Source organism: Acinetobacter nosocomialis (genome assembly GCF_041021905.1).
Lineage (GTDB): Bacteria > Pseudomonadota > Gammaproteobacteria > Pseudomonadales > Moraxellaceae > Acinetobacter > Acinetobacter nosocomialis.
Genome location: NZ_CP157432.1, coordinates 3,841,427 through 3,862,453 on the forward strand (window position 1 = coordinate 3,841,427; position 21,027 = coordinate 3,862,453).

Here is a 21,027-nt window from a genome sequence, read left to right on the forward strand (position 1 = left end):
CTTTTTTTTATTATTTATGAGTTAAATCGTGTGGCCCATACGTTCGCCCATGACAACAACTGACTCGGCTTTAAAACGTTTTTCCCACTCGATTTTATCTTTTTCAAATAAAATAATAGCAGTAGAACCTAAATAAAAACGACCAAGCTCCGCACCTTTCTCTAGCTTCAACTGATGATGCTGTAATTCGATACGACCCGATGGTTTTACTTTACCTGTTGCCACAGTTTCAATACCTGCAACAATCATAGCGCCGACTAAAACAACAGCCATACGACCAAGTTCAGTATCAAACAAGCAAACCATACGCTCATTACGGGCAAATAAACCCGGTACATTTTCAGCAGTCACCTGATTTACTGAAAATAACTCACCCGGTACATATAAAGTTTCAGTTAATGTGCCTGAAAATGGCATATGAACACGGTGATAATCGCGTGGAGACAAATAAACCGTTGCAAACTCACCTTCTTGGAAAGGTTGAGCAAGTTGTGGGTCACCAATTAATTTTTCTACAGAGAAACTTTGGCCTTTTGCCTGAAAAACTTCGCCAGCAGTAATTTTACCAATTTGAGAAATTGCGCCATCTGCTGGTGAAACAATACTATCTGGGTTTTCATCAACCAGTCGTACGCCATCTTTCAATGCACGAGTAAAGAAATCATTAAAAGATTTATATTTGAGTGCATTGCCTTGCTCTGCAATCGACAAGTCAATGCCGTATTTGGTTTTAAATGCATGAATAACCGCAGCTTTTAATACTGGATTTTCACTTGCAGCAACTTTACCCACTACACGGCTTAACTGATGCTGAGGAACAAGGTTTTGTGCCTTAATAAATAATTCTTTTTTTAAGCGAGATGTAAAACTCAAGACGGCGATTCTCCAGTAATGATAGGACTATCGAGGCGATTGCCCCATTCACTCCACGCACCATCATAGGCTTTTGCTTCCCAACCTAAAAGTCTAGCCAAAATATAGGCCAAACCAGAACGGTGATGTGACTGGCAGTATACGACTACAGGTTGTTTTAAATCGAACCCAAGTTGTTCAAGACGCTGCCGCGTGCGTTCAAGCGGATGCAATTTTAGATGATTTTGTCGATTAAGTGCAGTACTCCATTCAAAATGGAGTGCATTTGGGATGTGACCACCGCGTCGCGCTGCTAAACGAACACCGCTGTACTCATCAATCGTTCTGCAATCCCACAATTGAATGCTTTCTTGTTCAACCTGTTTACGTAATTCTTCATAGTTCACTCGGAACTGTGCAGCATGTGATAAATCAATCTGGATTAAATCATCAACTCGAGGCAGTTCTTCAACCTCAGCTGTAGTCGGTAAACCTGCCCCAAGCCATGCATGAATACCGCCATTAATTAAACTCGTACGTGTAAATCCTAAGCAATGCAAATTCCAGATTAAACGTCCTGCCCATGCTCCACCTTCATCATCGTAGACCACTACATGGTGATTTGGTGAAATATTCAATTTTTCAATGAGGGCTTGTAGACCTGCTTCATCTGGCAAAATACCAGTGGCTTCTTCATGCTGAGCGACCAACCATTTAGGCTGTAAATGAATTGCATGTGAAATATGGAGCTGCTCATAAACTGATGCACGACTCAAATCTACAATACGGATATATTCATTGCCTAAATAAGGCACTAACTCTTCTGCTTCTATTAATAAATCGAGTTTAAAATCAGGGAGTGTCATCGTCATGGTTACTTTTTATACCAGCTTAATTTCATCTTAGCATAAGCTTATATCTATCAAACTCTGATTTTCTGCTACCGTTTAGCAGAAAATCAGATATAAACATTCACAAGCGTTAAGTAGCTGCCAAACTGTCAGACTACATTGTGATTAAACAGCTTCATCAAGTTCTTCAATTTGGAAAACCTGACGCAAATAAGCCAAGAACGTATCGTTATCAGTCATAGTTTTGCCAGGGCTATCCGAAATTTTGGCAACCGACTGACCATTACACTCAACCAGTTTCAATACAATATTGAGCGGTGTTTGGCCCATGTCATTGGTCAAATTAGTACCAATACCGAAACTCACCTGAAAACGGTCTTTGAAATATTGATGTAGCTCCCAAGCCTTTGGCAAATTAAGGCCATCACTAAAGGTCAACATTTTGGTTTTGGTGTCAATTTTTAATTTACGGTAGTGCGCATAAGCCTTATCACCCCATTCATATGGATCACCACTGTCATGACGTAAGCCATCAAATAGTTTGGCAAAATACAGGTCAAAATCTCTTAAGAAAGCGTCCATACCAACAACGTCGGTCAAAGCGATTCCCAAGTCTCCACGATATTCTTGAACCCATGTTTCTAAAGCAGCTTTTTGAAAATCACGTAAACGGACATCAAGCGCCTGAAACGCCTGCAAGAATTCATGTGCCATGGTTCCAATTGGCGTGATATTTAATTCTTTAGCCAGCAAAACATTACTTGTTCCACGGAATACATTTGGCACAGTTTTATGAAATGCAGCAACTACATGTTTTTGCCATTCAAAACTATAGCGACGGCGTGTACCAAAATCAGAAACTAAAAATGGAGGGTCATTCGGCTGTTGAGATTTTTCGTACTGCTGAATCAATTCAAGCTTTGCTTGTAAACGTCGTTCGCCTTCCGCCCAAACTTCGTCTGTTTTAATGCGGCTAAAATATAATTCATTTACAATCGCTAGGACAAAAATCTCGAACATCATGGCCTGAACCATTGGCCCTTCAATCCGAATATCTAGTCGACCTTCATTATCAATACTGGCCTGAATAAAACGTCGTTTAAGTTGGAATAATTCTAAATAATCGACAAAGTCGCTTTTAATAAAACGTAATTTTCTTAAATATTGTAGTTCGTCTTCTTTATATTTGAGATTACATAAATGGTCGAGTTGCTCGTTTAAGTCATCCAAAATATCCACTAATGGATAAACAGTATCTTCTAAATTTCTGCAACGAAAATGGTAGACACTATGTGTTTGCGGGAATTTATGCAAAACCACTTGTAGCATCGTAAATTTGTACAAGTCTGTATCAAGTAAAGAATGGATAATTGGAGACATAGTCAATGATTATTCGCTTGCTTCTTAGCATTAAAGCATATTTTTATAGATGAATTATGAGCTTTTATACCATTGTTGCAACTCCATGAAATTTCCTTTTAAAAATCATTTAAATTAATTTCTGCTAAACTGCATCAATTCAAATAATTGCAGAAACTCTCTCTAACAATGCGCGCTTTAATACAACGAGTTCTTGAAGCTAAAGTCGTGGTAGACGGTGAAACGACCGGTGAAATCCAGAATGGCTTATTGGTTTTTTTAGGAATTGGCCGAGACGATACTTTAGCCATAGGTCAGAAGCTTATCGATAAAATTTTGAAATATCGTATTTTTGATGATGAGCAAGGCAAAATGGGCTGGAATGTATCTCAAGCAAATGGCGGAGTCCTGCTTGTATCTCAGTTCACGCTCATGGCACAAACCCAAAAAGGCTTACGTCCAGACTTTGGTCCAGCCATGCCACCGAGCGACGCAAAAGCACTTTATGAACAGTTGGTTGAATATACCCGTTCACAGTTTGAAAATGTTCAAACAGGTATTTTTGCTGCTGATATGAAAGTACACCTCATTAATGATGGACCAGTTACTTTCAATTTAGAAGTTGAAGCATAGATATAAAAAAACTCCCGATCGGGAGTTTTTTTTAGGTCCTAACGACCAGTCTTTTCTTTAATAAAGGCACGCGCCTGACGTACTTTATCTTTTACTGGTTTAGGTAATTTTGGTGGAATCAATTTAGCTGCCTGGTTAAACCAAACAAGTAGGCTGAAATCGCCTTCCATTTTGATACTACCCTCTTGCATACCCGTCATAAATGCAGTTGGGTCGCCTTTGAGTAAGGTTTTTACACCTTGTTCACTATCTGCAAACTGCAAAATAAAGTCAGCTTTTTCAGGTGAACCAGCGACTGTATCAATATGGCCATGGTTAATAATAATTTGGCGAGCCACACCTAAATCAGTACCAATTTGAATGCGGAATGCGCGGTCATGCACTAGCTCAATAAACTTAGGACTTGTACGTGCCAACTGTTTCATACGCAGTGCCAAACCTGCTACCAATAAATCTAACGGGTCTGTACTGACATCAACAAGTGGTAACTTGACTACAGGTATAGAAGAAAGTTTCATGAACATTCACGCCTATTGTATTTTTATGAAAACCTTGGGGCAAAACTCAGCAAGGGCTCCCCATTGCCTGTTTTGTGCATCGACTGATGATATTCTAATTGGCAACGCAATCTATATATGAAACGTCAACAGACCAGCCTATCGTAGCATAACTGGCTATTTTTTAATAAATGCTTTGTATAATAAAAATCATGTTTTCGTAAATAAAAAAGGCATGCTGTGCATACCTTTTTACCGTTAGATAACAATTTAATTATCGGCTAGAACATTGCTGCTGATCATCTTCATATACTGGCGTATGTTCTATATATTGGCGATTTGCCAAAGCCTTCTGTGCCTGTTTATCCTCACGTAATAAAATAAATGTGACCATTACCATCGCTAGACTTAGTGCAGTTAAATAACTATATGTGACTGGCATTTCAAAAGTGACTTGAACTCCAAAACGGACCACTTCCAATAGCCCCCAAAAAAACATCCCTGCAAGCATAAAACCAAGCCAACGACGGTAAGGAGAAAAGAACACAGCAACAAGCGCGACAGCAATTAAGCTGAGTCCGGCGATAGCGGCAAAATTCGCTGTTACCATAGAAACCTCCGTCTTAATGAAAACGTCTAAAAACATTCGGTCTGAACACCAGACCTCATTCCAAAAACAACTTTAATTCATGATTTGTGTTGAAGCTTAGAAAGCATTATGGATGTTTTTTTTTAGAAAAAAAGACCTGTTATTTGTCGAAGCGACATACTTTGTCGCAACATTCTTTTGTCATTACATTTTTGCAAATTTAAAAAAGTTCTACTTCCTATATGGCGTCAATTCTGGCGTGTCATTACAAAAAACTATGCTGTTTTTTTGCCTCAAAATAAGTTTTTTTCAGTTTTTTTTATTGCCTTTTTTCTGTGCATCATTTTGTCATAACTTGCTTGTTTTTATGACTATTCTGCATAAAAAAAGCGCTACTCTTGAGCAGCGCTTAATGATTGTTCAGTATTATTTAAGCACGGCTTAAATCTTTGTCATGCATACCGAGTAAATACAAGACACCATCTAATCCAACGCTTGAAATCGCCTGATTGGCATTTTGACGAACAAGCGGTTTAGCACGATATGCGACGCCAAGACCCGCAATCGCAAGCATCGGTAAATCATTTGCGCCATCGCCGACAGCCATTGCCTGTTCTAGTGAAATACCAAGTTTGTTGGCAAGCTCACGCAGCAACTCTGCTTTACGCGCACCATCAACAATTACACCTTTTACTTCACCTGTTACAACGCCATCTTGTACATCTAAAACGTTGGCATGAACTTCATCAATACCTAATTTAGCTTGTAAATATTCAGCAAAATACTGGAAACCACCAGATAAAATTGCCGTTTTATATCCAAGTGCTTTTAAAGTCGAAATAAGGCGTTCCGCACCTTCAGTAATGGTCAAACGCTCAGCGATTTTAGGTAAAACAGATGCATCAAGACCCTTTAATAATGCAACACGTGCACGGAAACTTTGTTGGAAGTCCAACTCACCTTGCATTGCTCTTTCAGTAATTTCAGCAACTTGCGCGCCTACCCCTGCTTCAAGCGCCAATTCATCAATCACTTCTTGTTCAATTAAAGTTGAATCCATATCGAAACACACTAAACGGCGATTACGTCGATAAGCGTTGTCTTCTTGAACAGCAACATCAATATTTAATTCGCTTGAAAGAAGTAAACAAGCAGCACGCATCGCTTGTGCATCTAAAGTTGGACCACTGCTTAAACCAAACTGAACACAGGCACGACGAGGCAAGGTACTGTCTTTTTCAAGGTCTACACGGCCCGATAAACGGGTGACAGTTTCAATGTTAAAGCCTTGTGTAGACACAATTTGTGTAACTGCTTGTAAATGTGCAGCAGTCAGTTCAGGCGCTAAAGCAGTGACGATATAACGGGTTCGTCCACCTTCGCTTACCCATTGATCGTATTCTGTGCCCGAGATTGGTTTAAAGCGCACTGTTAAGCCAATATCATGTGCTAAAATCAAAATCTCTTTCATTGCCAACGCTGTCGCAGTTTCATTTTCAGAGGCGACCACGATGCCCAATGTCAGTTGATTATGAATAACGGCCTGACCTACATCCAGTATTTGCAATGAATGTACGGATAGTACTTGCATTAATCGGGTAAACTGGTTTGGTTGGTCCGGTCCTAAAAAGGATATAAGAATGATTTCTCGCATGAATTGACTCTAGTCTGAGTGACAACTATTGTAAGAATCATAATCGAATTTCAATATAATTGCCTTGGAAGTTTAACTTGATTGCGCCTAGACAAGGGCTATTTGCTAGCCTACTGATCATTAGTTTTGCATTGCATACCTTTTTATTGGTGATTGCAACGACACACCAGCTCAATGAAAACCGTGCGAGTCAAGGTCAGCTCATGACCAGTCAACTCGTAGCAGACAGCTTATCTGAGCTTGAGCCTGCCAATACGGTATCTTTGGCGCTTATTGCCAATCGCTATGCGACCAATCCAAGTGTGGCATCTATCCGTATTCTTGATGCCAATAAACAAGTTTTGGCAACAAGCGGTATGTCAAAAACTCGCGAAGGTGAAATTTTTGTTCGTGATGCTCTTCAAAACGAGAAGAAAGTCGGTTCTATTGAAATTACGCTTATTCAACCAAGTATTGGGGAAATTCTTCGTACCCAATGGCTTGCGATTTTAGCTTCACTGTTCCTACATATTTTATTATGGCTTGCTTACCGTGCTATCGCTCGTCCAACCCGTAGCGAATACTTGGCCCGTATTAATGAAGAAAATCGTTTAAAACATGAGATTCAAGAGTTAACTCAAGCACTCGCACTAGAAAAGCAAAATACAGTGACCTTGGTCGCACAAGCTCAGCAGCAAGCTAAAGCTAAACCACTGGTTCGTACACAACCAGAAAAAAGCGCTGAGTCTCCAGATCAAGATACCTTGGCACTTAATATTCAGTTTTATGACCCTAAACAGTTGTTAAGTAGCGTTAACCAGTCTGTTTCTGTTCCTTACTTTAAACTTTGTCAGCTCTTTTTAAATAAAAGTATTGAGCTATGCACGAAGCATTATCATTTAAAGTCTACAGATATTGAGGTAGTAGATGAGTTCCATGCCGAAGGCGCAACACTCGCAATCTCAACTTCACATGCACACGCTGTAGAGTGCCTACTTATGGTAGGTACAGTGTTCCAATTACTGTCAGACGTTTTATATAAGCGTTACCGTGAAGATAAACGCTTTGCACTGCAAACCCGTAGTGCCGTGTGTCATGCTGTAGAAGCAATGCAAATTGACGCCAAAGAAGCTGCTCAGCGTTTAGCACAACATCTTCACGCGAAAGAATCTGCACTTTATCTTGATAATGATCAGCTTAAAGCGATTCAAGACAGCTATCAGCTTGTTGCTATGCCAAACCCAAGTAATGTTATGACTCGCCATGCATTTATGATTAACGGCATGAATGCTGAATGTGCAGAGCTTGCGCAAAATATTCGAACTGAAATTTTGATGGGCAAAAAATCAATTCCACAAAATGATAGCCCAAGTAGTGCAGCTTCTTAAAAGTCTTTGTGCGCATTTAAACCTAGCCTTTTGGCTAGGTTTTTTTTATTTAAATTCATGGTATTTAGTTTAAATAATTTTATTCTCTTATGATTTATTCAGATAAATAAATCCAGATCTATTATGTCTCGTTATAAATTTGGATAAATCAGAATCATAGGCAAAATTCTATAAACAGCGTAAACTATGCGAAATTTATTCAATAGAAATTGTCTTACGACAAAAAAAGGTGAAAGCGAATGCCGCTGAGTCGTGTTGAAGATCTTGTCGCCGATATTCGTGCAGGCAAAATGGTTATTTTGATGGATGACGAAGATCGCGAAAATGAAGGTGATCTTGTCATGGCAGCAACGCATGTTCGTCCTGAAGATATTAACTTCATGATTACACATGCACGTGGTCTAGTTTGCCTAACGTTAAGCCGTGAGCGCTGTAAACAGTTAAATCTTCCTTTGATGGTTGATCAAAATGGTGCTCAGCATAGTACAAACTTTACGTTATCGATCGAAGCAGCTGAAGGTATTACAACGGGTATTTCAGCAGCAGAGCGTGCACATACAATTCAAACGGCTGTCGCAGCGCATGCAAAACCAAGCGATATCGTACAACCGGGCCACATTTTCCCACTCATGGCTCAGCCAGGTGGTGTTTTACACCGTGCAGGTCATACCGAAGCAGGCTGTGATTTAACACGTCTAGCGGGCTTTGAACCTGCATCTGTGATTTGTGAAATCATCAATGAAGATGGCACAATGGCACGCCGTGCAGATTTAGAAATTTTTGCCGAGAAGCATGGCCTAAAAATTGGTACAATTGCCGACTTAATTCACTACCGTATGACGAATGAGCAAACTGTAGAACGTCTGGATCAAAAAACGATTCAAACAGAATACGGATCATTTGAGCTCTATCGCTATCGCGAGATCGGTAACCCGGACATTCATTTGGCTTTAGTTAAAGGCGAGCCAAAAGAAGGGGTTACAACGGTACGTGTACACGGTTTCAGCCCAATTCGTGATTTGCTTAAGCTGAATAAGGCTGACGGCGAACCTGCTTGGAATCTTGACCGTGCACTACAGACGATCGCAGCAAGTGACCGCGGCGTTTTAGTCTGGATCGGGCAAGATCATTTGCAAGACTTGGGACCAGCGTTGGATGATTTAAACAAGCCAAAACCGGTGAAATCCAATGCAGCACTTTCACATCAATATCAAACGATTGGTGTAGGTGCTCAAATTTTGCGTGATTTAGGTGTTGAAAAAATGAAGCTTCTTAGCTCACCATTACGTTTCAATGCCTTATCTGGCTTTAATTTAGAAGTAGTGGAATATGTCACTGCTGATCAAATCACAACGAAATAATCGAGGTTGCTATGGCAATTCGCCGTATTGAAGGTTTATTACATCTCGCAAGCGAAGGTCGTTATGCGATTTTAGTGGGTCGTTTCAACAGCTTTGTTGTTGAACACTTATTGGAAGGCGCGATCGACACATTAAAACGTCACGGCGTAAATGAAGATAACATTACTGTTATTCACGCTCCTGGCGCTTGGGAACTCCCGATCGTTGCTAAAAAATTAGCTACATCAAACCAGTTTGACGCCATCATTGCTCTTGGTGCAGTGATTCGCGGTAGCACGCCTCACTTTGACTTTGTTGCTGGTGAATGTGCAAAAGGTTTAGGTGTAGTTGCGTTAGAAAGCAGCTTGCCTGTTATCAATGGTGTATTAACTACTGACAGCATCGAGCAAGCAATCGAACGCTCAGGTACAAAAGCAGGAAACAAAGGTAGCGAAGCTGCTTTAACTGCAATTGAAATGGTTAATTTATTAAAGGCAATTTAAAGCATGTCTCAAACACTGCAAGCCGCTTATGCAGCAAAACGCAAAGCACGTCGTTTTGCTGTACAAGGTATTTATGAATGGCAAATGAGTCACAACCCTGTACACGAAATTGAAGCACGTACCCGTGCTGAAAATGCAATGCACAAGGTCGACTTAAGCTATTATCACGAACTACTTACTCAAGTCATCGCTCAACACGAAGACCTTGATGCGTTACTTATTCCGGTACTTGACCGTGAAATTGACGCACTTGATGGTGTAGAGCTTGCGACTTTACGTTTAGGTGCTTACGAGTTACGTGATCATTTAGAAATTCCATATCGTGTGGTACTTGATGAAGCAATCGAACTCGCTAAACATTTTGGCGGAGCAGACAGTCATAAATACATCAATGGTGTATTAGACCGCCTAAGTTCGACACTGCGTAGCGCAGAAAAACAACAAGCAAACTAATAGGCTTGGTGTTCTATGGCTGAGTTTTCAATTATTGACCAGTACTTTAATCGGCAGTCAAACTCCGATGTCGCGCTTGGTATTGGTGATGACTCAGCCTTAATTACTCCCCCTCCAAATCAACAACTGGTGATCTGTGCAGATACACTTGTTGCTGGACGTCATTTCCCTCTTGAAACCTCACCTCATGCGATTGGCTGGAAAAGTGTTGCTGTAAATCTTTCAGATATTGCCGCAATGGGTGCCAAACCGCACAGTATTTTACTAGCAATCAGCTTGCCTCAAGTTGACCATGAGTGGCTTAAAGGGTTTAGTCAGGGAATCTATGACTGTTGTAATCAGTTTGGTGTCGCCTTAATTGGTGGAGATACCACTCAAGGCCCACATCTCACCATTACCGTTACCGCAATGGGCTGGATTGAAACCGGAAAAGCCGTGTTACGTTCAGGCGCAAAAGTTGGTGATTATGTGTGTGTGAGCGGTCAGGTGGGCGATGCAGCCTACGGTTTACAACACTTAGGCCATCCTCTACAGCAAAGACTCGACTATCCGACACCACGCTGTCAGCTTGGACAAGAGCTAAAAGGCCTTGCCTCTAGCATGATTGATGTGTCAGATGGCTTAGCGCAAGATTTAGGACATATTTTAAAAGCATCCAAGGTTGGAGCCCGACTCGTCTTGGAAGAATTACCTGTTGACCCTGTATTGCAACAACTAAAAGAACAACAACGTTGGCAATATGCGCTTGCAGGTGGTGATGACTACGAATTATGTTTTACAATAACACCGCAAAATTATGAAAAACTTTTGCAAAAACAACTGGACGTTAAGATTACAATGATCGGACAGATCGTTGAGCAAACAAAACTAACTTTTGAGCATTTGGGTTCAGATTACCCATTGCAAATTCATGGATACCAACACTTTGCATAAACCGCCGATTCATTTTAAGAACATGTCTTGGTTCAACCGCTGCATCGTTTTCTGTGGGGTTGGTTTTGGATCTGGTCTCGCTCCTAAAGCACCCGGTACTTTTGGTTCTGCTTTTGCCTTACTTTTCATTCCTATCTGGTTATCTCTCGGATTTACCTTAAGTTTAATCGCTATTCTCATCATGTCCTTGGTGGGAATTTATATTTGTGGTCAAACGGCAAAAGTCCTTGATGTTCATGATGATGGGCGAATTGTTTGGGATGAATTTGCAGGACAATCAATTACTCTTCTGCCTTTAATATTTTTTAATATAATGTCGTTACAATGGGCACTAATTGGTTTTTGCTTATTCCGCCTGTTTGATGTTTGGAAACCTTGGCCAATCCGTGTTGCCGACCAGAAAGTTGCTGGCGGTTTCGGAATTATGCTGGATGACATCATTGCAGGGCTTTGGGCGGCACTCTGTATCATCATATTTATTACTTTCTGGGGCGTAACGCCATTTAAGTAGGTTTACTCATGTCAACTACCGTCATTATCCTAGCTGCAGGCAAAGGAACGCGAATGCGTTCACAACTACCTAAAGTATTGCAACCTTTAGCTGGTCGCCCACTCCTAGGACATGTTATTAAGACAGCAAAACAACTATTAGCAGAAAATATCATTACCATTTATGGACATGGCGGCGATCACGTAAAACAGACGTTTGCACAAGAAAACATTCAATGGGTTGAACAAGCAGAACAATTAGGTACAGGTCATGCTGTACAAATGACTTTACCAGTACTTCCTAAAGACGGTATTTCATTAATTTTATACGGTGATGTTCCTTTAGTCCGTCAAACAACGCTAGAGCAACTTGTTGAAGTATCAAGTAAAACCGGTATTGGGATGATTACTTTACATGTCGATAACCCAACAGGTTATGGCCGTATTGTTCGCCAAGACGGAAAAATTCAAGCGATTGTTGAACATAAAGATGCAACTGATGCTCAGCGCCAAATTCAAGAAATCAACACAGGTATTTACTGTGTAAGCAATGCAAAACTTCATGAATGGTTACCTAAGCTTTCTAATGAAAACGCGCAAGGCGAATACTATTTAACTGACATCGTTGCGATGGCAGTTGCAGATGGCTTAGAAATTGCCTCAATTCAACCAGAGCTCGCATTTGAAGTTGAAGGGGTTAATGACCGCTTACAACTTGCGGCACTTGAGCGCGATTTTCAGCAACAGCAAGCAAAAGAACTTATGCAACAAGGCGTAACTTTTGCCGACCCTGCTCGTTTCGATTTACGTGGTTCTGTGAAAGTTGGACACGATGTCCGTATTGACGTAAATGTCATTATTGAAGGTGACTGTGAACTCGGTGACTTTGTAGAAATCGGTGCTGGTTGTATTTTGAAAAATACAAAAATTGCAGCGGGAACCAAAGTTCAGCCTTATAGTGTTTTTGATGGTGCAATTGTTGGTGAAAACACCCAAATTGGTCCATTTGCACGCTTACGCCCAGGCGCTAAATTGGCAAACGAAGTACACATTGGTAACTTTGTTGAAGTCAAAAACACAACCATTGGTCTTGGCAGTAAAGCCAATCATTTCACCTACTTAGGTGATGCCGAGATCGGTGCCGATTCAAATATTGGGGCAGGTACAATTACCTGCAATTATGATGGTGCAAATAAACACAAAACCACTATTGGCGATGCAGTCTTTATCGGTTCTAATAGCTCGCTGGTTGCGCCTGTGACTATTGGAAATGGAGCAACAGTCGGTGCGGGTTCTGTGATTACGAAAGATGTGGCTGAACAAAGTCTCTCCTTTGAACGTGCTCAACAAATTTCTAAGGCAAATTATCAACGTCCCCAAAAGCGTGAAAAATAAGAGGATTGAATTATGTGTGGTATCGTCGGAGGCGTTGCAGAGCGTTGTGTAACCGAAATTTTAATTGAAGGTTTAAAACGTCTTGAATATCGCGGTTATGATTCAGCAGGCGTTGCTGTACTGAATAATGAAGAAGTTTTACGTGAGCGTCGTGTAGGTAAGGTGATTAATCTTGCCGATGCAGTTGCTGATCAGCAGCTCACTGGGGTAGTTGGTATTGCTCATACACGTTGGGCAACACATGGTAAACCAACTGAAAATAATGCTCACCCGCACATGTCGGGTAAAGTGGCAGTCGTTCACAACGGTATTATCGAAAACTATCAAGAGCTTAAAGATGACCTTCAAGCTTTAGGCTATGTATTTACCTCTCAAACAGATACAGAAGTTGTCGCTCACTTAGTTGCAGAAGCACTAAAAAGCACTGACAGCTTACTTGAAGCAGTACAATCTGTTGTTCCTCAGCTTAAAGGGGCATACGCACTGGGTATTATCCATAGCGATTACCCAGATGAGTTAATCACTGTACGCGAAGGTTCACCACTTGTGATTGGTGTAGGTATTGGTGAGAACTTTATTAGTTCAGACCAACTTGCGCTTTTACCTGTAACTAACCGTTTTATGTATTTAGAAGAAGGTGATATTGCTCGCCTGACTCGTACTTCAATTGAAGTATTTGCAAACGGTGAACTTGTTGAACGTCCAGTGAAAGAGCTTGACGCAACGGTAAGCAATGCTTCAAAAGGTGAATACAAGCACTACATGCTCAAAGAGATTTATGAGCAACCAGAAGCAATTAAACAAACGATTTCTCAAGCACTGGATGGCAACAGCTTACGCGAAGACTTCTTGCAAAATGCTGAAGCAGACTTTAGCAAAGTTCAAAGCGTACAGATTATTGCATGTGGTACAAGCTATCACTCAGGCATGATCGCGAAATATTGGTTTGAACAACTGATTGGCGTGCCTTGCCAAGTTGAAATCGCAAGTGAATTCCGCTATCGCACACCTGTGATTGTTGAAAATACGCTCTATATCTGTATTTCTCAATCAGGTGAAACAGCCGATACTTTAGCTGCATTACGTGAAACTCAAAAACGTGCCAAAGCAAACAATATCGATATTCAAACTTTGACTATCTGTAACGTTGCGACGTCTTCAATGGTACGTGAAACTGATCACCACTTATTGACCCTTGCTGGGCCTGAAATTGGTGTTGCATCAACTAAAGCGTTCACGACTCAGCTTGCTGCACTTATGCTACTCGTCTTAAAAATTGGACAAGTAAAACAGCGTATTAGCAATGTCATGATTGAAGAGATTGCTCGCGAATTGTGGCACAGCCCGAAAGTAATTCTTGATACGCTTAAGAATGATGCTGAAATTTTACGTTTATCAGAATTGTTTGTTGAAAAACAACACTGTTTATTCTTAGGCCGTGGCACACACTATCCAATCGCTTTGGAAGGTGCGTTAAAGCTTAAAGAAATTTCATATATTCACGCAGAAGGTTATGCGGCTGGTGAGTTAAAACATGGGCCATTGGCACTTGTTGATACTGAAATGCCAATCGTGATTCTTGCGCCAAACGATGAAATGCTTGATAAGCTTAAGTCAAATATGGAAGAAGTTCAGGCGCGTGGCGGTGAATTATTCGTATTCGCTGATGAAAATAGCGGCGTAGTTGAAAAAGATCGTCAACACGTTGTACAAATTCCGGCAGTAAACGAATGGCTCGCTCCAATCATTTATAGCGTACCAGTTCAGTTATTGTCTTATCACGTTGCTGTATTACGTGGTACAGACGTTGACCAGCCACGTAACTTGGCTAAGTCAGTAACTGTAGAATAAAAATATAGGGTTATCAAAGCTGCCATAGTTTTGATAATTCATATTGAAAAGCCCGATATGTAACGCATATCGGGCTTTTTTATTGCCTGATTCAAAGGATTCATATAAAACAAATACAAAATGGAAAAAGGAAGGTCGTGGTATACTTTGTAAGCTACCCCAATGAGGTATGCCTTTATAATTATAATTTTGAAAGACATGATTACAATTGGAATTTTAATGAAACAGGTGTGCTTGATGGCATAGTCGTTTAGGAAAGAAATATAGAAATAAGAATAGATGCGAGTAAAGGTAAATATGTTTACATGCAAGGAGAAATTCATTTTTTAATTAAGTTTACTACCCTGCATGCACTCCAGCACCAAGAGTAAAATAATGAAACGTATTGCATTAGTTATTATTGGATTATGTGTTATATACTTTATTTATCAATTATATAGTGCAAATCCTTCTTGTTACTTAAAGGGTTCTATTTGCACGTCGGAGTTCAAATATTCAAATTCTGTTGAACGTTCCTTATATATAAATAATAAAGAAATCTCTTCTGATCAAAAGCAATCATGGATAGATAATCACCATATTTATCCAAAAGGTGAAAATGGATATTGGAATTATTGTAAGGAATATTCAAAAAGCTCTATGGTTTGCTCATTTCAATATCTTGTGAATATTAGTAAATGTAAAGACTTAAGTGTAGATAAATACCCAATTGAAAACTGGGGATTAAGGTTTTATAAGATATCGATGCTTGATAAGGAAAAGCTTACTTATACATTGGAGTTGTATGAGGGGAAAAAAGATTCTTGGATGCAAAGCCAATTGATCAATACTGATCAAGAAGTATTATGCGATTCTGAAGTTAAACCTTATTAATTGATAAAAAGCAAAAATTGAAGAAAAGATTAGAAAAACCTCCCCCCTAGGCCCCCATGCCACAACATTCTTTTACTTTTGCGCTGATTTAAAGTTTGAGAGATCATTGCGACACAGAGATAAAGGAGCTAAGCGAACTTAGCCCATTTCAGTTTCGTTGCAGTGTTGAATGCTGCTAAATAAGCTAGGGGCAAAGTCCTGTGGGAGAACAGGACTTTGCAAACTGGTGTGTTTTAAACGTTGCATGGTTTGAGGTGAATACACCTGTGCAAGCTGTTGGCAAACACAATTACAACTGGCTTGCATGTGTTCACCTGACAAACAAATTCTTTTAAATTCCTGCTGAGCATTGGCTTCATCATTGGTAATACTGTAAGCACCGACCACAAGGTTTAAAATCAATATAAATTTATGAAGTTTCATATTATTCTCATGATTATTTATATCTTTAAATAAAATGAAAATATAATTCGATTAAATATTAAAATAATTTTTAGACAATAATTAATCCTCCCACAAACATAGGAAAATAAAATAATTAAAATTTTAAAATAGAAATAATTTATAAATTTAAAAAATCAGGTCGCAAAAACCCATATTTTAAATAAATAAAATAATTAATTGAGAGAGAAAATGAGTTTAAATAATGGCATGGCCAACTCCTTAAAAATGGAGTTCTACCACCAGATTACCGCGAACTAATTTAGGGTGGTAGAACGAAAGAGGGTTAGCAGACTGACCTAGCGACCAGCACGCGCGTACGCGTCCCCCTTCCGCCCTACCATAGAGAAAAAGGGGGCACAAAGGTTCCACACGGGAAATACTGAGGAAGTATAACCCGCTACGCTAGGGTCGGTCTGCTAAAACCGGCTGGCAATGTAGGCCAGCAACGAGATAATAATTGGTGATTTTAATTACGTCAATTTATTTTAATAAAAAAGTTTAAATATAGTTATTTTATTCATATTTAAATAATATTACCCCTCTTATTATATTTATGGCTTTTAATTAAATTTAAAATATAAACTTGGGCTATATATTTAGTTAATAAAATAGACTAATCGTTAATTTTAATTTAATAGTCTATATAAAAATATAAGATAAGAAAATTTAAGTATAAAAGAATTTAATCAAGGTGCTCTGAGCTTAGAATTTTGTGATTAAAATTTTTTGACAATGACTCTAAAGGTTAGAGCAAGCTATTTTGAGTTTTTTTATAGTCATAAATCTGATTATAAAATTGAAATATTTATAAATTTCATATACTTTAAATTGTTTAAAATTCACTCAAAAATAGTAACAATAAGATAGGTAAAACATGATTTCTTTAGAGCTTTTCATTACATTTTTAATTACTACAATTATTTTTGCTTATATTCCGGGTCCAGCAATGCTGTATACCGCTGCACAGACGCTTTCCCGCGGTAGAAAATCTGGTTTAATGGCTGCATTTGGAATTTTCTTAGGAGGCTGTTTTCATATCATAGCGGCGTCTTTGGGCCTAACCACCATCTTTCAAATTATTCCAAAACTCTATGATATTATTAAAATTTTAGGTGCTTTGTATTTAGTTTGGTTAGGCATTAAATTAATTAGATCTGCCTCGTCCCCTACTATTCAGCAAAATGTTGAAAATGGTCAGTTATCTTTGAAGCAGAGCATTCTGGTCGAAGTTTTAAACCCTAAAACCGCTATTTTTTATATCGCATTTTTACCTCAATTTATTAATACCTCATTAGATTTTCCAGTTTGGTCTCAATTCATCATTTTAGGAATGATTGTAAATCTAATCTTCGTTTCTGCTGATGTGGTTTGTGTGTTTTTAGCCAATTACATTAGTCAGAAATTAACTAAATCAAAGAAGCCCCAAAAATCTATGTCAGTGATGGGTGGTCTCATTTTTATGGGGCTAGGCGTTTTTCTTGGTTTTAAAAACCAGTAGTTTGTACGGGTAATCGCGTACCTAACAAAGAAAAAGTAACGTCCGCAACTTCCAACGAGTCTGAACTGGTCCAAATAATATGGTTCCCTTCATTTGGACTTTCAGAACTTAAATGATACTGATTGAGCTGCCGTATTAATTGGGCTGTTACAGCTTCGGAAGGCTCAATAATTTGAATATCACGCCCTACAATTTCCTGAATCGTGTCTGAAACAAACGGATAATGTGTACATCCTAAAATAATCGTATCGACTTTTTGCTCGACCAACAGTGCCAAAATATTTTTTAAATAATCCTTAACTTCCGCTGTATGTGCTTTGCCCGTTTCAATTTTTTCAGCCAAACCAATACACGGCACCAAAGACACTTTAATATCTTGCGCATACGTTTCAATTAAACTTTTTAAGTTTTTGCCCTTCACCGTGGTTGCCGTTGCCAAAACAGCAATATGCTTGCTCACGGTCATGGCCACAGCAGGTTTTACCGCTGGTTCTATCGCAATAAGTGGGACATTAATTTGCGCTCTAATCGTTTCAACCGCTACAGCTGTCATAGTATTACAAGCAATCACGATCGCTTTGCACTTACCTTGAGCCACTAGGTTTGAAATTAAATGCGTGGTTCGTGAAACAATCCAGTCGCTTTCTCTGTCTCCATAAGGGACATATTTCGAGTCGGCGAAATAGATAATGTCTTCATTCGGAAGAGCCTGCCGAATATGCTTAAAGAGAGACAACCCGCCTAAACCAGAGTCAATCATTCCAATCGGGTTGTTATTGTTATTCATGGTTTGTCCTGCATTTCATATATTTAGAAAAATTCTTTCATGGTTGCCAAGTCTGTTAGCACGACTTTGGGTTGAATGGTTTTTAATTTTTCGGCCGATGTATAACCCCAACCTACCGCAGCAAAATCAATGCCTGCTTTATGTGCAGCTTCGCCATCGGTGGTTTGGTCGCCGACATAAATTGCTTGGTTTTTACTTACATCCAAAATGTTGAGAACACGCGTTATCCGCTTCGCTTTGCCAAATATAGACGAGCCGCCATCAATATGACTAAAAAGCTCACAGAGTTCTTTACCCAGTACATTTTGACAGTTTTCTTTAGAGTTTGAAGTAATAATTGCGAGCGTATATCCACGCTTATGCAGTTCAATTAAGTGGTCCCGCATACCTTCAAACAAATGAATTTCTTCATCTCTTTCTTTCATTAACTGAATAAAATCTTTCGCAATCCAAGGCAGTTTCCATCGAGAAACATTCATCTCTTTCATAATTTCTCTAGGCGTAAGTTGTTTGTAGTACTCGACTTCGTGAAGGCTTACCGATTTAAACTTATACTTTGCGGAAAGTTGATTTAAAACGCTTAGAAAAAAATGAAAGGAGTCGGCTAAAGTGCCATCTAAATCAAAAATAATCGCTTGATATTGTTTTAGGTTTTTTTCCATTTCTAGTTTCGAAAATATATTTTTTATTATTATATTCTGTTTTCTATTGGTTTTTAAATCAGGCCCAACGAGGACCTGACCTAAATTTTGAATTTTATTTTAAGCTGCCGCTTTTTGTTCCTTTATCCAATTTTTAATACGGGCATCGAGTATATTTAAAGGCAATGTTCCTGCATTTAAAACCATGTCATGGAAGGCTTTGATATCAAAACGATCTCCAAGCTCCTGTTTGGCGAGCTCCCGTAGCTCTAAAATTTTGAGTTGGCCCATCTTATAAGCTAATGCTTGGGCAGGAATAGCAATATATCGATCAGTCTCTGCCTGAATATCAGGCTCGTCTAAAGCAGAGTGTTCTCGCATAAAATCAATCATTTGCTGACGGGTCCATTTTTTATAATGTACGCCAGTGTCAACCACTAGACGACAGGCACGGAACAACTCACTCGATAGTCTTCCATAGTCTGAAAGTGGGTCTTTATAGAAACCAACATCTTTACCTAGTTGCTCTGCGTAAAGTGCCCATCCTTCTATATAGGCAGTATGGTTAGGCTGCTTTCGGAACATCGGCAAATTTGGCAGGTTTTGGGCAATATCAATCTGCATATGGTGGCCGGGAATTGCCTCATGGTAAGCGGTTGCTTCCATTGATATTTTAGAACGTTCAGAGAAGTCCCCCGTATTTACATACACTTGTCCGGGACGTGAACCATCAGGTGTTCCTTGGTGATACTCCGCTCCTGCCGCTTCTTTTTCTCGATATTGCTCTACAGGTAAAACTTCGACTTTATTTTTAGGTAATAAACCAAAGAGCTTCGGCAACTCCGGTTGCATTTGGGCAATATACCCGCGATAAATCTCTAAAATTTCTTCACGAGATTTTGGGAAAACAGCGGGATTTGTTTTTAAGGATTGTTGGAAACTTTTTAAGTTATTAAAACCTTGTGCTTTCGCAATTTTCAGCATTTCCGCTTCTATACGAGCAACTTCTTTTAACCCGAGCTGATGAATAGTTTCAGGGCTCTCTAGCGTAGTCGTATTGTTTTCTACATAAAAGCGATAGAGTTCGTCACCGTTTGGCAAGCTCCATATACCCTCGTGTTGTCGTCCATGGGGTAAGTAATCTTTCTGAATAAACGTACCGAGTTTTTGATAAGCGGGGCGAACATTCTGATCTATGGCCTGTAGTATTTCACGACTTAAACGTTCTTGTTCTGCTTTAGAAATGTTGTTTGGAAATTGCTTTAATGGAGAAGCAAATACACTGTCTTTCCCTACTGGAGCTGCAATACTATCAATCTGCTTTGCCACCTTTTCAATTAAATACTTGGGTGGCATCAACCCGTCTTTTTGTCCTTGTTTTGCTAACTGAATCCCTTGATCAAGAATAAGAGGAATTTGTTTTAAACGAGCAATATAGTCTTGATATTGTTTAGTATTATTAAATGGAATCGAACTAATAAATCCCGGAAATTGTAAATGTAGCCCCCACATTTGATTAAAAGGCATCTCATACAATTTCAAATCATAATTTTTAAGAGTTTCTTTCAACTGATAAATCATTAAATCTTTATTTAATTGATCAGTTGCTGAAAATCCTGCGCTATCAATCGCTTCAAAACGTTTTAAAAAATTTTGCGTAGTTTTTTTATCTTTCTCAATCTGATTTTTTGAAGACTCGGTCCATCGATCGTTGTAGCGTAAATCGCCTAAAGTCGTTGCAGTTTCAGGATTATTTTTCAAAGTATATTCCCATTGTTCTTGTAAAAGCTGATTTAAAGCTTTCACCCGAACAGAGACATTAGTGTTTTGCTTAGATTGTGATTTTTCGATGGTATTTGTATTTATTTCGGGGGTTGTAGCATTAGACGAATGAGACATCCAAAATAAAACACTGATACAAGCAAAATGTAAGGTTCTGTTTTTCATTTAGTTATCCAAACATATTTAACGAAGTTTAAAATATAGACAAAACAAATTACGTGCCAAGCAGCCTATAA

Annotated in this window: 20 protein-coding genes and 1 pseudogene; 11 read left to right on the forward strand and 10 right to left on the reverse strand. The window is 39.2% G+C overall.

Going from position 1 to position 21,027, the window contains the following annotated elements:
- Positions 1 to 21 precede the first annotated feature (21 nt).
- The 3 genes from asd to pncB form a co-directional block, all read right to left on the reverse strand.
- Positions 22 to 873: an archaetidylserine decarboxylase gene (gene asd / locus ABLC00_RS17980; protein WP_004884964.1), complete on the reverse strand. Its 852-nt coding sequence runs from the start codon at positions 871 to 873 to the stop codon at positions 22 to 24.
- Positions 870 to 1,718: a sulfurtransferase gene (locus ABLC00_RS17985; protein WP_006582435.1), complete on the reverse strand. Its 849-nt coding sequence runs from the start codon at positions 1,716 to 1,718 to the stop codon at positions 870 to 872. The genes asd and ABLC00_RS17985 overlap by 4 nt, the downstream gene beginning before the upstream one ends.
- A gap of 150 nt (positions 1,719 to 1,868) precedes the next feature.
- Positions 1,869 to 3,083, reverse strand: coding sequence for a nicotinate phosphoribosyltransferase (gene pncB, locus ABLC00_RS17990; protein WP_004711411.1), 1,215 nt, complete (start codon positions 3,081 to 3,083; stop codon positions 1,869 to 1,871).
- A 168-nt stretch (positions 3,084 to 3,251) separates the two neighbouring features.
- On the opposite strand from pncB, the gene dtd reads away from it, so the two are divergent.
- The gene (dtd, locus tag ABLC00_RS17995) at positions 3,252 to 3,695 is read left to right on the forward strand and encodes a D-aminoacyl-tRNA deacylase (RefSeq protein ID WP_001202028.1); all 444 of its coding nucleotides are present in this window, start codon (positions 3,252 to 3,254) and stop codon (positions 3,693 to 3,695) included.
- A gap of 38 nt (positions 3,696 to 3,733) precedes the next feature.
- Here dtd and ABLC00_RS18000 read toward each other — a convergent pair whose 3' ends face one another.
- The 3 genes from ABLC00_RS18000 to serB all read right to left on the reverse strand — a co-directional run bounded on the left by ABLC00_RS18000 (position 3,734) and on the right by serB (position 6,435).
- A complete protein-coding gene (locus ABLC00_RS18000) occupies positions 3,734 to 4,213 on the reverse strand; it encodes a hypothetical protein (RefSeq protein WP_002053983.1) in 480 nt (159 codons plus the stop codon).
- 253 nt (positions 4,214 to 4,466) lie between these two features.
- Positions 4,467 to 4,802, reverse strand: coding sequence for a ciprofloxacin tolerance protein AciT (gene aciT, locus ABLC00_RS18005; protein WP_002054010.1), 336 nt, complete (start codon positions 4,800 to 4,802; stop codon positions 4,467 to 4,469).
- Between the two features lie 409 nt (positions 4,803 to 5,211).
- Entirely contained in the window at positions 5,212 to 6,435 is a 1,224-nt protein-coding gene (gene serB / locus ABLC00_RS18010) for a phosphoserine phosphatase SerB (RefSeq protein WP_004711408.1), read from the reverse strand.
- Positions 6,436 to 6,494: 59 nt separating this feature from the next.
- On the opposite strand from serB, the gene ABLC00_RS18015 reads away from it, so the two are divergent.
- The 9 genes from ABLC00_RS18015 (at position 6,495) to ABLC00_RS18055 (ending at position 15,639) form a co-directional block, all read left to right on the forward strand.
- A complete protein-coding gene (locus ABLC00_RS18015; RefSeq protein ID WP_079377159.1) occupies positions 6,495 to 7,802 on the forward strand; it encodes a hypothetical protein in 1,308 nt (435 codons plus the stop codon).
- A gap of 239 nt (positions 7,803 to 8,041) precedes the next feature.
- The gene (ribBA, locus tag ABLC00_RS18020) at positions 8,042 to 9,163 is read left to right on the forward strand and encodes a bifunctional 3,4-dihydroxy-2-butanone-4-phosphate synthase/GTP cyclohydrolase II (protein WP_002053756.1); all 1,122 of its coding nucleotides are present in this window, start codon (positions 8,042 to 8,044) and stop codon (positions 9,161 to 9,163) included.
- Between the two features lie 11 nt (positions 9,164 to 9,174).
- Positions 9,175 to 9,645: a 6,7-dimethyl-8-ribityllumazine synthase gene (gene ribE / locus ABLC00_RS18025; protein ID WP_001007829.1), complete on the forward strand. Its 471-nt coding sequence runs from the start codon at positions 9,175 to 9,177 to the stop codon at positions 9,643 to 9,645.
- A 3-nt stretch (positions 9,646 to 9,648) separates the two neighbouring features.
- Entirely contained in the window at positions 9,649 to 10,098 is a 450-nt protein-coding gene (gene nusB / locus ABLC00_RS18030) for a transcription antitermination factor NusB (protein WP_002053850.1), read from the forward strand.
- Positions 10,099 to 10,113: 15 nt separating this feature from the next.
- Positions 10,114 to 11,031 carry a thiamine-phosphate kinase gene (gene thiL / locus ABLC00_RS18035; protein WP_004711406.1) on the forward strand — a complete coding sequence of 306 codons (918 nt, stop codon included), beginning with the start codon at positions 10,114 to 10,116 and terminating at the stop codon, positions 11,029 to 11,031.
- The gene (locus ABLC00_RS18040) at positions 11,009 to 11,542 is read left to right on the forward strand and encodes a phosphatidylglycerophosphatase A (protein WP_004711405.1); all 534 of its coding nucleotides are present in this window, start codon (positions 11,009 to 11,011) and stop codon (positions 11,540 to 11,542) included. Before thiL ends, ABLC00_RS18040 begins: the two co-directional genes overlap by 23 nt.
- An 8-nt stretch (positions 11,543 to 11,550) precedes the next feature.
- A complete protein-coding gene (glmU, locus tag ABLC00_RS18045) occupies positions 11,551 to 12,915 on the forward strand; it encodes a bifunctional UDP-N-acetylglucosamine diphosphorylase/glucosamine-1-phosphate N-acetyltransferase GlmU (RefSeq protein ID WP_016804559.1) in 1,365 nt (454 codons plus the stop codon).
- 12 nt (positions 12,916 to 12,927) lie between these two features.
- Entirely contained in the window at positions 12,928 to 14,766 is a 1,839-nt protein-coding gene (gene glmS, locus ABLC00_RS18050) for a glutamine--fructose-6-phosphate transaminase (isomerizing) (protein WP_002053990.1), read from the forward strand.
- A 375-nt stretch (positions 14,767 to 15,141) separates the two neighbouring features.
- A complete protein-coding gene (locus tag ABLC00_RS18055; protein WP_033846248.1) occupies positions 15,142 to 15,639 on the forward strand; it encodes a hypothetical protein in 498 nt (165 codons plus the stop codon).
- Between the two features lie 128 nt (positions 15,640 to 15,767).
- Here ABLC00_RS18055 and ABLC00_RS18060 read toward each other — a convergent pair.
- Positions 15,768 to 16,062, reverse strand: a pseudogene (locus ABLC00_RS18060) (hypothetical protein).
- Positions 16,063 to 16,957: 895 nt separating this feature from the next.
- Between ABLC00_RS18060 and ABLC00_RS18065 the strand changes: the two are divergent.
- Positions 16,958 to 17,581: a LysE family translocator gene (locus ABLC00_RS18065; protein WP_004711389.1), complete on the forward strand. Its 624-nt coding sequence runs from the start codon at positions 16,958 to 16,960 to the stop codon at positions 17,579 to 17,581.
- On the opposite strand, the gene murI is transcribed toward ABLC00_RS18065, so the two are convergent.
- From murI to ABLC00_RS18080, 3 genes are all read right to left on the reverse strand, one after another.
- A complete protein-coding gene (gene murI / locus ABLC00_RS18070) occupies positions 17,568 to 18,368 on the reverse strand; it encodes a glutamate racemase (protein ID WP_033846250.1) in 801 nt (266 codons plus the stop codon). The two genes, ABLC00_RS18065 and murI, sit on opposite strands and share 14 nt — an antisense overlap.
- Positions 18,369 to 18,391: 23 nt before the next feature.
- Positions 18,392 to 19,030 carry an HAD family hydrolase gene (locus ABLC00_RS18075; RefSeq protein WP_033846251.1) on the reverse strand — a complete coding sequence of 213 codons (639 nt, stop codon included), beginning with the start codon at positions 19,028 to 19,030 and terminating at the stop codon, positions 18,392 to 18,394.
- A gap of 99 nt (positions 19,031 to 19,129) precedes the next feature.
- The gene (locus ABLC00_RS18080) at positions 19,130 to 20,956 is read right to left on the reverse strand and encodes a DUF885 family protein (RefSeq protein WP_033846252.1); all 1,827 of its coding nucleotides are present in this window, start codon (positions 20,954 to 20,956) and stop codon (positions 19,130 to 19,132) included.
- Positions 20,957 to 21,027 lie beyond the last annotated feature (71 nt).

Bases quoted from the DNA above. Each gene is read 5' to 3' on its own strand.
- ABLC00_RS18080 (WP_033846252.1), bottom strand. From the start codon at position 20,956: ATGAAAAACAGAACCTTACATTTTGCTTGTATCAGTGTTTTATTTTGG.
- ABLC00_RS17985 (WP_006582435.1), bottom strand. From the start codon at position 1,718: ATGACACTCCCTGATTTTAAACTCGATTTATTAATAGAAGCAGAAGAG.
- ABLC00_RS18040 (WP_004711405.1), top strand. From the start codon at position 11,009: ATGGATACCAACACTTTGCATAAACCGCCGATTCATTTTAAGAACATG.
- serB (WP_004711408.1), bottom strand. From the start codon at position 6,435: ATGCGAGAAATCATTCTTATATCCTTTTTAGGACCGGACCAACCAAAC.
- ABLC00_RS18075 (WP_033846251.1), bottom strand. From the start codon at position 19,030: ATGGAAAAAAACCTAAAACAATATCAAGCGATTATTTTTGATTTAGAT.
- ABLC00_RS18055 (WP_033846248.1), top strand. From the start codon at position 15,142: ATGAAACGTATTGCATTAGTTATTATTGGATTATGTGTTATATACTTT.
- dtd (WP_001202028.1), top strand. From the start codon at position 3,252: ATGCGCGCTTTAATACAACGAGTTCTTGAAGCTAAAGTCGTGGTAGAC.
- glmS (WP_002053990.1), top strand. From the start codon at position 12,928: ATGTGTGGTATCGTCGGAGGCGTTGCAGAGCGTTGTGTAACCGAAATT.
- thiL (WP_004711406.1), top strand. From the start codon at position 10,114: ATGGCTGAGTTTTCAATTATTGACCAGTACTTTAATCGGCAGTCAAAC.
- ABLC00_RS18065 (WP_004711389.1), top strand. From the start codon at position 16,958: ATGATTTCTTTAGAGCTTTTCATTACATTTTTAATTACTACAATTATT.
- nusB (WP_002053850.1), top strand. From the start codon at position 9,649: ATGTCTCAAACACTGCAAGCCGCTTATGCAGCAAAACGCAAAGCACGT.
- pncB (WP_004711411.1), bottom strand. From the start codon at position 3,083: ATGTCTCCAATTATCCATTCTTTACTTGATACAGACTTGTACAAATTT.
- ribBA (WP_002053756.1), top strand. From the start codon at position 8,042: ATGCCGCTGAGTCGTGTTGAAGATCTTGTCGCCGATATTCGTGCAGGC.
- murI (WP_033846250.1), bottom strand. From the start codon at position 18,368: ATGAATAACAATAACAACCCGATTGGAATGATTGACTCTGGTTTAGGC.
- ribE (WP_001007829.1), top strand. From the start codon at position 9,175: ATGGCAATTCGCCGTATTGAAGGTTTATTACATCTCGCAAGCGAAGGT.
- glmU (WP_016804559.1), top strand. From the start codon at position 11,551: ATGTCAACTACCGTCATTATCCTAGCTGCAGGCAAAGGAACGCGAATG.
- ABLC00_RS18000 (WP_002053983.1), bottom strand. From the start codon at position 4,213: ATGAAACTTTCTTCTATACCTGTAGTCAAGTTACCACTTGTTGATGTC.
- aciT (WP_002054010.1), bottom strand. From the start codon at position 4,802: ATGGTAACAGCGAATTTTGCCGCTATCGCCGGACTCAGCTTAATTGCT.